Below are 7154 nucleotides of genomic sequence, written 5' to 3'. Positions count from 1 at the left end.
CTGAAGAAATCTCAAACTCTTTTTTCTTCAAAGCTTTCAAGCAGTTAACTCCCTCGAAACCCGCCGCCTCAACGGCTTGTCCCTCTGAAGTGGTGCGCATTCTACAGCCCTCAGCCAAACTGTCAACGGCCAATTTTCCTTTATTTCAAAACCCTTCGGTTTCCACCTATTCGGCTGTTCAAAAACCACTCAAATCCGCCGGTAAACCATCAGGCGCGACGGAGGGGAACCAACGTTCGCCAACCGAACCAGTAGACCCGAACGACCAACAGGACAATGGCAATCACGGCGTACGCCATCATCTCCCCCACGTCACTTCGCGCCTGCCAGAGGAAATGGAGCCAGGCAAACACGAGCGCCGGATAAATCAGACGGTGCAACGGTTTCCAGCTCCGCCCCAATCGCCTCATCATGCCCCGGGTAGATGTGATGGCCAACGGGCACATGAGCAACAGAGCTATGGTGCCGAAGACAATATAGGGACGCTTGGTAAACGCGACCCAAAGGTCTTCCCAGCCAATGACGAACTGGAGAAAGGCCAGCAGGTGCAGCACGGCATAAAAGAACGCAAACAACCCGAGCATTCTGCGAACACGGATCCAGACTGGCGATCCTGTCCAACGCGAAAGCGGCGTCATGAACAGGGTCACCAGCAAACACTGAAAGGCCAACAGGCCCAATCTTTCCGTAAGTCGCTCTCCGGGATCCGGACCAAGCCGTCCACCGAATGCATCCATGACCAGTAACGCAAACGGGAGCAAGGCCCCGGCAAACACCAGCAACCGGAACAACGGCATCCGCAGCCTTAACATCAAGCGCCCCTCAACGGATCAGTAATACTTCTTCAGGTCCATCCCCTTGTACAGGTGCGCCACCTGCTCCCCGTACCCGTTGAATTTACGGGTATCGATCCAGTTGGTAGAGAGAAGGCTGGAAGGCAACCGACGCTCCCGCTTCTGACTCCAACGCGGATGATCCACCTCTGGATTCACGTTGGAGTAGAAGCCGTACTCCTGCGGCGCAATCATATTCCAGCTCGTTTCCGGCTGGGTCTCCTGAAAGCGGATTCGAACAATAGACTTGATACTCTTGAAACCATACTTCCAGGGAACCACCAAGCGCATTGGTGCACCATTCTGCTTGGGCAGCGCTTTCCCATAGAGCCCGAAGGCCATGAAGCTCAGCTCGTTCATTGCCTCATCCATGCGCAACCCCTCTCTATAGGGCCAGTCAATGGTGCTGAAAACGGAACGCTGCCCACGCATATGCTCAGGATCCTGCAGCGTCTCGAAATAGACATACTTCGCACGACTGTTAGGCTCGAAGCGCTTGATCAGGTCAGCAAGGGGGATCCCGATCCAGGGAATCACCATGGACCAGGCCTCAACACAGCGAAGACGATAGATGCGTTCTTCGTAGTCAAGGGGCTTGACCAGATCATCAATAGAATAGGTACCGGGCCGGTCACATTCGCCTTCCACCGTGACCGACCAGGGATCGACAACCATTTCCCCGGCGTAGCGGGAAGGATCTTCCTTTCCGGTGCCGAATTCGTAGAAATTGTTGTAGTGAGTCACGTCCCTGAATGGCGTCTTCTCCTCGTCGGTGGAAAAGTCCGGCATGGGCGTAAACGGGAGGGATTGCCCCTGGACCGGGGCGGGTGCTGCTACACTGAAGCGTGGCAGGAGCGACCCTGCGACCGCTGTTGCAGCAAGCCCGGCCATGAACCGACGACGACTTCGGAAAACCGACTCCGGCGTAACCTCGGAATGGTTCAAGGCCCATGAGGGGCGTTTCTTGATCAACATTGGAAAGCCTCCGATCACCAGATCTCAAAGGTGTTGACCGGACACTCCCCAAAACGTGCCCGGGCCCGACCGAATCGAGCCCGACCAGGTGGAACCCTCAGGTGCGACGGGGCTTGCCCCGGAAAAGCGCCCTGACAGGGCCGGACAACGCGTACAGAAGGAACACAGTAAACAATACGGTCGCCGGGTCCAGGGCGATCACCACGAACATCAAAACCACCAGCAGAATGGCCGCGAATGGCACCCTTCCCCGAAGATCGAGATCCTTGAAGCTTCGGTAAAAGATGTTACTGACCATCAGCACGCCGGTACCTCCGACAACCACAACCGTGAGCATGGTCAGCCAGGTTGAAGGCTCGAAAAGGTGGAAGCACCAGACCAGGCCTGCGACACAGGCGGCGGCAGAGGGGCTGGGAAGACCCACGAAGAACTTCTTGTCCACGGAGCCGATCTGGGTGTTGAACCGCGCGAGGCGCAATGCCGCCCCGGCCACATAGATAAACGTAATGGCCCAGCCAAACTTCCCAAGACCATTGAGCGACCAGAAAAAGGCAACAAGCCCTGGCGCAACACCAAAGGCCACCATATCCGCCAGACTATCGTATTCCTCGCCAAATTTGCTCTGGGTATTGGTCATCCGTGCAACCCGGCCATCCAGGCCATCGAGGATCATGGAGACGAACACCGCTATGGCAGCGTTATCAAACACGCCGTTTGCCGCCGAGACAATGGCGTAGAACCCGGAAAACAGGGAAGCCGTGGTCAGCGCGTTGGGCAGAAGGTAGATCCCCTTGCGGCGAACCGGCGCACCCTCGACCAGTTCTTCTTCGACAACTTCGCCGGAATCGACTTCGGATTCCGTTGCCCTCACCTCTTCTTCCTGGGCTTTCGCTTCCGTCCCAGTGGATTTTTTCTGTTCAGTCATTCCTCATTCACTCCGGAAAGCATATGGGCGGAGTATATACGAAAAACGCGGCCACCCGGGCCGCGTTTTCAGAACTGTGCCGGCAACCCGGATCAGTTCTTGTCCTTATCCACGATCTTGTTCGCAGTGATCCACGGCATCATGGAGCGCAGCTTTTCACCAACCACTTCGATCTGGTGAGCCGCATTGTCACGACGACGCGCCGTCATGGACGGGTAGTTCAGGCTGCCTTCGGAGATGAACATCTTGGCGTATTCACCACTCTGGATGCGCTTCAGCGCATTGCGCATGGCTTCGCGGGACTGCTCGTTGATGATCTCCGGACCAGTGACATACTCACCATACTCCGCGTTGTTGGAGATGGAGTAGTTCATGTTGGCGATGCCGCCCTCGTACATCAGGTCTACGATCAGCTTCAGCTCGTGCAGACACTCGAAGTAGGCCATTTCCGGCGCATAACCAGCTTCCACCAGGGTCTCGAAACCGGCCTTGACCAGCTCGACGGTGCCACCACACAGCACGGCCTGCTCACCGAACAGATCGGTTTCGGTCTCATCCTTGAAGCTGGTTTCGATAATGCCGGTACGGCCGCCGCCGATACCGCTGGCGTAGGACAGAGCCAGGTTCTTGGCGTTGCCGGAAGCGTCCTGGAAGATGGCGATCAGATCCGGGATACCACCGCCGTTGGCGAACTCGGTGCGAACGGTGTGGCCCGGCGCCTTCGGAGCAACCATGATCACGTCCAGATCCTTGCGCGGAACGATCTGGTTGTAGTGGATGGCGAAACCGTGTGCGAATGCCAGGGTGGCGCCCTGCTTCAGGTTCGGCTCGATCTCGGCCTTGTACAGCTGGGCCTGGTACTCGTCCGGAGTCAGGACCATGACCACGTCGGCGGCAGCAACCGCAGACGGCACGTCGCTGGTCTTCAGGCCGTAGGCTTCGGCCTTGGCGATGGAGGAAGAGCCCGGACGCAGACCGACAGTCACGTCAACACCGGATTCTTTCAGGTTGCACGCGTGGGCGTGGCCCTGGGATCCGAAACCGATGATGGCAACTTTCTTGCCCTGGATGATGGAAAGATCGCAATCCTTATCGTAATAAACCTGCATGAGAAACCTCTTTTATTGGTAATGGCCCCTCAGGGCCATGATGTTCAAAATATTGATGAGAGCCGTTACAGACTGAGCACCTTTTCACCACGGGCAATACCGGAGACACCGGTACGAACAACTTCCAGGACACCCGCCGTACCCACGGCCTGGATAAAGCCGTCCAGCTTATCGCTGTCGCCCGCCAGCTGAACGGTATAAACCGAACTGGTGACATCCACGATCTGGCCCCGGAAAATATCCACCGTACGCTTGATCTCGGCGCGCTGGGAACCGGTTGCCTTCAATTTCACCAGCATCAGTTCCCGTTCGATGTGCGCGCCTTCGGTCAGATCCACCAGCTTCACCACCTCGATCAGCTTGTTGAGCTGTTTGGTGATTTGCTCGATGACCTTGTCCGAGCCCGTGGTCGTAACCGTCAGGCGGGACAGGGTCTCGTCTTCGGTCGGCGCCACTGTCAGGGTCTCGATGTTGTAGTTGCGCTGTGAGAACAGCCCAACGACCCTTGACAATGCACCCGGCTCGTTTTCCAGCAAAACAGAAATGATTCGACGCATGATCACACCCTCTCCGTCTTGCTGAGCCACATATCCTTCATGGAGCCACGGGCGACCTGCATCGGATACACATGCTCGAAACGATCAACGAGGATATCGACAAACACCAGCTTGTCTTTCATTGCCAGCACTTCCTTGAGCTTGGTCTCGAGATCCTCTTTCTTTTCGATGCGCACGCCGACGTGCCCGTATGCCTCCGCCAGCTTGATGAAGTCCGGCAGGGATTCCATGTAAGACTGGGAGTGGCGGGATTCGTAGTTCATATCCTGCCACTGTTTGACCATGCCCAGAGCCTGGTTATTCAGGTTGATGATCTTGACCGGCAGGTTGTACTGCTTGCAGGTCGACAGCTCCTGAATGTTCATCTGGATACTGCCTTCCCCGGTGATGCACAGAACCTCATCGTCCGGATGGGTCAGCTTGATACCCATCGCCGCGGGCAAACCGAACCCCATGGTGCCGAGGCCACCGGAGTTGATCCACCGGTTGGGCTTGTCGAACTTGTAGTACTGGGCGGCAAACATCTGGTGCTGCCCGACGTCCGAGCTCACAAACGCCTCGCCATTGGTCAGCTTGCAAAGCAACTCGATGACTTCCTGGGGCTTGATGACATCGGGGCTGGTCTCGTAGCGCATACCATGAAACGCGCGCCATTCGTCAATCTGCTTCCACCAGGACGCCAGGGCGTCGGCATCCGGCCGGGTCTTGCTTTCCTTAACCAGAGAAAGCATCTCCTTGAGGACCGCATCGACCGGGCCAACAATGGGCACGTCGGCTTCGACGGTCTTGGAGATGGACGCCGGATCAATATCGATATGGATGATCCGGGCCCCCGGACAGAACTTTTCGGTGGCGTTGGTCACGCGGTCGTCAAAACGCGCGCCGACACAGAGAATCAGATCCGAGTGATGCATGGCCATGTTGGCCTCGTAGGTCCCGTGCATACCCAGCCATCCCAGGTGCTGCTTGTCGGAGGCCGGATAGCAACCAATGCCCATCAGGGTATTGGTGAGCGGATACCCCAGCATCCGGGTCAGTTCCGTGAGCTGACCGGAGGCCTTGCCAAGAATAACGCCACCACCGGCATAGATAACCGGACGCTTGGCGGCAAGCATCATGTCGACTGCTTTCTTGATCTGGCCGGCATGGCCACGAATGGCCGGATTGTATGAGCGCAGCTTGACCTTCTTGGGGTAGGTATACTCATAGCGCTCGTTGGGCGTGGTCATATCCTTCGGGATATCCACCACAACCGGACCGGGGCGACCGGTGGCAGCAATATAGTAGGCCTTGCGAATGACTTCGGGGATCTCTTCGGGGTGACGCACAGAGAGGTTGTGCTTCACGACCGGCCGGGACACGCCAATCATGTCGGTTTCCTGGAAGGCATCCTCACCAATGAGATGAGACGCAACCTGACCGCACAAAACCACCATGGGGATGGAATCCATGAACGCGGTGGCAATGCCGGTGATCGTGTTGGTGGCTCCAGGACCCGAGGTCACCAGTACGGTACCTGGTTTTCCGGTTGCACGCGCGTAACCGTCGGCCATGTGGACCGCGGCCTGCTCGTGCCGAACCAGAATATGCTTGACTTTGTCCTGCCTGAACAGCGCGTCGTAAATGTGCAGCGCTGCACCACCCGGATAGCCGTATATGTATTCGATGCCTTCATCCTGAAGGGACCGGATCAGCATATCGGCGCCAGACAATAACTCCACGATTTTCTACCCTCTTCTACGAGTGAATGAGCCGGGTTTCGCCCCGGGTGCCTGGATTCACGGTCTCCCTGCTTCTTGTGAAAGCGGAACCGGCTTGCTCCTCCACACCTGCAAAATAAGAGGTTGTCTCCTGGCCAGCCGCCCTCCTGAGGGTTGCGGAGAACGGCCAATCAACGGGTTGCACGTAAGCAACAACCAGCACACGTCGGGATGCGACGCGTTTAGTGTGGTGATTAACGGGGGATACTCGTTCGGGATTGCCTGCCGAATTAACCCCAGTTTCAGGCAATCGACAATTCTGACAGCGCGAAACTCCCTGTCAATAGGCGCCAGACGTAAATCTGCCCATAATCGCCGAGCTTTGCCATACTTGAGGAATCCGATGTCAGAGATTTGAACCAGACGAAGGAAAATCCGACTCGGAGATGGCATGATAACGAAGAGACATTACCCGAATCACCGGTGCCAGCCTCTGGGCCGGGCGTTGTATAAGGCGACGGATATATCCATGAACAGAAAAATCCTGATGTTGACCCTGTTAATGGCCGCAGTACCGGGCATCTCCCATGGCGGCTCCGTATACAAATGGACCGACGAAAACGGCGTCACGCACTTTGGAGACCAACAGCCCAACGGCAGAAAATCCGAACAGGTTAACGTCCGCGTGGGAACCGGCTCGGCCAAGCCGGCCGATCAGGCAACGCCTCAGGAAAAGATGAAAGATCTTGAGGACAAGCAGAAAACCCGAACGCTGACTCAAAAGGAAAAGGCGCAGGAGGAAGCCCGCCGGAAGCAGCGGGAGGCCAATTGTGCGACCGCGCGCAGCAACCTGGACATCATCGACAGCAAGGCGCGGATCCGGGTGGAGGAAAACGGCGAATCCCGCTATCTCTCGCCCGAGGAAATTGCCCAGCAGCGGCAGAAGTATGAGGAAATCGCCGCCGAAAATTGCGGCCCCGAAAAAGCCCAGTAATGCCACCGGGGCCTGTGCCCCGGCCTGCAGGCCGGCATCCCTGCCGGCCAAGTCCAATGGC

The 7154-nt window shown here is 57.0% G+C and carries 7 protein-coding genes; 1 reads left to right on the top strand and 6 read right to left on the bottom strand.

The annotated features are described in order from the left end of the window. Nucleotides 1-209: 209 nt before the first annotated feature. The 6 genes from MSNKSG1_RS18505 to MSNKSG1_RS18480 all read right to left on the bottom strand — a co-directional run bounded on the left by MSNKSG1_RS18505 (nucleotide 210) and on the right by MSNKSG1_RS18480 (nucleotide 6120). Complete coding sequence (locus MSNKSG1_RS18505; protein WP_040887096.1) at nucleotides 210-812, bottom strand: protein-methionine-sulfoxide reductase heme-binding subunit MsrQ; 603 nt, start codon at nucleotides 810-812, stop codon at nucleotides 210-212. A gap of 18 nt (nucleotides 813-830) precedes the next feature. Continuing rightward, entirely contained in the window at nucleotides 831-1808 is a 978-nt protein-coding gene (gene msrP, locus MSNKSG1_RS18500) for a protein-methionine-sulfoxide reductase catalytic subunit MsrP (RefSeq protein WP_040887095.1), read from the bottom strand. A 97-nt stretch (nucleotides 1809-1905) separates the two neighbouring features. Beyond that, nucleotides 1906-2733, bottom strand: coding sequence for a CDP-diacylglycerol--serine O-phosphatidyltransferase (gene pssA, locus MSNKSG1_RS18495; RefSeq protein ID WP_008940825.1), 828 nt, complete (start codon nucleotides 2731-2733; stop codon nucleotides 1906-1908). 92 nt (nucleotides 2734-2825) lie between these two features. Next, a complete protein-coding gene (gene ilvC / locus MSNKSG1_RS18490) occupies nucleotides 2826-3842 on the bottom strand; it encodes a ketol-acid reductoisomerase (RefSeq protein WP_008940824.1) in 1017 nt (338 codons plus the stop codon). 65 nt (nucleotides 3843-3907) lie between these two features. After that, on the bottom strand, nucleotides 3908-4399 hold the full coding sequence (ilvN, locus tag MSNKSG1_RS18485; protein WP_008940823.1) for an acetolactate synthase small subunit: 492 nt from the start codon (nucleotides 4397-4399) through the stop codon (nucleotides 3908-3910). Between the two features lie 2 nt (nucleotides 4400-4401). Next, nucleotides 4402-6120 (bottom strand): acetolactate synthase 3 large subunit, encoded by a 1719-nt coding sequence (locus MSNKSG1_RS18480; RefSeq protein ID WP_008940822.1) that lies wholly within the window; start codon nucleotides 6118-6120, stop codon nucleotides 4402-4404. Between the two features lie 508 nt (nucleotides 6121-6628). On the opposite strand from MSNKSG1_RS18480, the gene MSNKSG1_RS18475 reads away from it, so the two are divergent. After that, complete coding sequence (locus tag MSNKSG1_RS18475; protein WP_008940821.1) at nucleotides 6629-7093, top strand: DUF4124 domain-containing protein; 465 nt, start codon at nucleotides 6629-6631, stop codon at nucleotides 7091-7093. The last annotated feature ends 61 nt before the right edge of the window (nucleotides 7094-7154 follow it).

It is taken from the genome of Marinobacter santoriniensis NKSG1 (assembly GCF_000347775.1).
In the GTDB taxonomy this organism is placed as follows: Bacteria; Pseudomonadota; Gammaproteobacteria; order Pseudomonadales; family Oleiphilaceae; genus Marinobacter; species Marinobacter santoriniensis.
The sequence above is the reverse complement of the archived record's forward strand: the minus strand, read 5'-3'. Positions and strand labels throughout refer to the sequence as shown.

Coding starts and splice junctions, on each gene's coding strand:
- MSNKSG1_RS18505 (WP_040887096.1), bottom strand. CDS start 812: ATGTTAAGGCTGCGGATGCCGTTGTTCCGGTTGCTGGTGTTTGCCGGG.
- msrP (WP_040887095.1), bottom strand. CDS start 1,808: ATGTTGATCAAGAAACGCCCCTCATGGGCCTTGAACCATTCCGAGGTT.
- pssA (WP_008940825.1), bottom strand. CDS start 2,733: ATGACTGAACAGAAAAAATCCACTGGGACGGAAGCGAAAGCCCAGGAA.
- ilvC (WP_008940824.1), bottom strand. CDS start 3,842: ATGCAGGTTTATTACGATAAGGATTGCGATCTTTCCATCATCCAGGGC.
- ilvN (WP_008940823.1), bottom strand. CDS start 4,399: ATGCGTCGAATCATTTCTGTTTTGCTGGAAAACGAGCCGGGTGCATTG.
- MSNKSG1_RS18475 (WP_008940821.1), top strand. CDS start 6,629: ATGAACAGAAAAATCCTGATGTTGACCCTGTTAATGGCCGCAGTACCG.